Raw genomic sequence first — 2,507 nt, 5'->3', positions numbered from 1 at the left:
GCGGTACGCCGACTGCCATTTCTGCGCAGCAGCTGGCACAGATCATGGATACCCTGCAAAGCTGCATGCACCTGGATGGGATCCGGGAATATACTGTAGAAGCGGGGAGAGCGGACACCATCACCCGGGAGAAGCTGGAGGTGATCCGCCGGTATGGGGCTGACCGGATCTCCATCAATCCCCAGACTCTGAACGATGTGGTGCTCCATGCCATTGGCAGAAAGCATACGGCGCAGCAGGCAGTGGATGCCTTTCAGCTTGCCCGTTTCATGGGCTTTGACAATATCAATATGGATCTGATTGCCGGACTGCCCCAGGATACCCCGGACAGCTTCCGGAATACCCTGGATCGGGTCATTGCCCTGGAGCCGGAAAGCGTCACGGTACATACCCTGACTCTGAAGCGGGCGGCGGATCTGTATGCCCAGGGGGAACGGCAGATCGCAAATCCTGCCGCTGCCATGGTGGATTACAGCAGTAGCCGTCTGCCTGCCCAGGGCTATCAGCCCTACTATTTGTATCGTCAGAAGAATACCCTGGAGAATCTGGAAAATGTGGGCTATGCAAAGCCCGGATACGAAAGCCTGTACAATATTCTGATTATGGATGAGACTCAGACCATTTTCGGAGCAGGCTGTGGTGCATCCACCAAGCTTGTATGCCCGGAGGGGAAGATCACCCGGATCCGGAACTATAAATTCCCTTATGAGTACATCGGGCAGTTTGACGCCCTGATGGAGAAGAAGGAGCAAATCCGCCGTATCATGGAAGGAGCCGACTATGGAGTATGATGCCTGGAGCGATCTCCGGAAAGTGTTCGATGCCGCCGCAGAAAAGACCGGCAGTGCCATTGCCTATTCCCGGCTTCGGTTGGAACGGGCAAAGTGCCTGAACCGACTCAATGGCCTGTATGAGGAGCTGGGCAGAGCCAGCTATTTTGCCCTGGTTCGCAGCCGGGAGCCGGATACGGCGCCTCTGGTGGAGCAGATTACCCGGAAGCGCCGGGAATTGGAAGAGCTTTGTGCCGGACTGGGAGAGGGCAGCACCGTGACCTGTCCTTTCTGTGCCGGGCAAAACCGATCAGACAGCACCTATTGTGCAGATTGTGGAGCGCCGCTGACATGAGAAAGAAAAATGAAATTGTACCCCTGACCATTACCGGCATGACGGCGGAGGGCAATGGGGTCGGCAGGATCGAAGGGGAGGCGGTGTTCGTCCCCCGGACTGCCGTTGGGGACAAGCTGCAATGCAGAATCGTCAAGGCCATGCCCACCTACGCCTTCGGCATCATCGAACAGCTGGAGGAGCCTTCCCTGGATCGGATTCAGCCGGATTGCCCGGTTTATGCATCCTGCGGCGGATGCGCCTTCCGGCATATGACCTACCAGGCGGAATGCGCCGTCAAACAGCAGGTGGTGGAGGATGCGTTTGTCCGGATCGGCGGACTGCACCCTGTTTTTTTGCCCATTCTGGGCTGTGATACGCCGACGGGATACCGGAACAAGGCACAGTACCCGGTTGGCATGCAGAACGGACAGGCTGTCTGCGGCTTTTATGCCAAGCGGAGCCACCGGATCGTTCCCTATACCCATTGTGCTTTGCAGCCGCCCTTGTTCAGTGAGATCCTGGAGGCAGCACTGGAACACATCCGGCAGCAGGGGCTCCAGCCCTATGACGAGCAGAGGGGGACGGGCTTGCTGCGGCATCTGTACCTGCGGCAGGGGTATCATTCCGGGGAAGTCATGCTTTGCTTTGTGGTGACCCGTTCGGCAAGGGAACAGTTGATGCCCTTAAGTCAGCAACTGCAACACCGGTTTTCGCAATTGACCAGTATTTGCATGAATGTGAATCCGGCACGCACCAACGTGATTTTGGGTAAGCGGACGGAAACCCTGCTGGGGCAGGCGGAGATCCGGGATACCATGTGCGGCATCCGGGTGGAGCTGTCCCCCCATGCCTTTTACCAGGTGAACACTGCCCAGGCGGAGCGGCTGTATGGCATTGCCCGGGAATTTGCGCAGCTGGACGGCAGCCAGTCTTTGCTGGATCTGTACTGTGGCACCGGTACCATCGGCTTGTCCATGGCGGATGGGGTGAAGCACCTGACCGGGGTAGAGGTGATCCCCCAGGCGGTGGAAAATGCCATCCGGAATGCCCGGGAGAATCGCATTGAAAACGCCGACTTTCATGTGGGGGATGCAGCCCAGTGGGCACAGCAGCTCGCCCAGCGTGGAGAGCATCCGGATGTGATCGTGTTGGATCCGCCCCGGAAGGGCTGTGATGCCCAGACTCTGGAGGCAGTGTGCCGCATGGCACCCCAGCGCATTGTGATGATCTCCTGTAATCCTGCCACTGCCGCCCGGGACTGCGCACTGTTGGACAAGCTGGGATACTACGCCCGGAAGGTTCAGGCGGTGGATCTGTTCCCCAGAACGGGACACGTTGAGACGGTAGTACTGCTTTCCCACAAAAAGCCAGACGGACATATCAATGTAAAAGTTGAGTTT

The 2,507-nt window shown here is 57.8% G+C and carries 3 protein-coding genes; all 3 read left to right on the top strand.

All coding sequences use genetic code 11. The annotated features are described in order from the left end of the window. Positions 1-791, top strand: a 791-nt coding sequence (gene hemZ / locus QVO51_RS10595) for a coproporphyrinogen dehydrogenase HemZ (protein ID WP_288168216.1), incomplete at its 5' end; no start/stop codon positions are given. After that, positions 781-1,125 carry a hypothetical protein gene (locus QVO51_RS10590; RefSeq protein ID WP_022358371.1) on the top strand — a complete coding sequence of 115 codons (345 nt, stop codon included), beginning with the start codon at positions 781-783 and terminating at the stop codon, positions 1,123-1,125. The genes hemZ and QVO51_RS10590, both read left to right, overlap by 11 nt. Further along, on the top strand, positions 1,122-2,507 hold a 1,386-nt coding region (gene rlmD, locus QVO51_RS10585), incomplete at its 3' end, for a 23S rRNA (uracil(1939)-C(5))-methyltransferase RlmD (protein WP_288168215.1). The genes QVO51_RS10590 and rlmD, both read left to right, overlap by 4 nt.

Source organism: Ruminococcus sp. CAG:379, assembly GCF_000434255.1.
GTDB classification, from domain to species: domain Bacteria; phylum Bacillota; class Clostridia; order Oscillospirales; family Ruminococcaceae; genus Ruminococcus_F; species Ruminococcus_F champanellensis.
The sequence above is the reverse complement of the archived record's forward strand: the minus strand, read 5'-3'. Positions and strand labels throughout refer to the sequence as shown.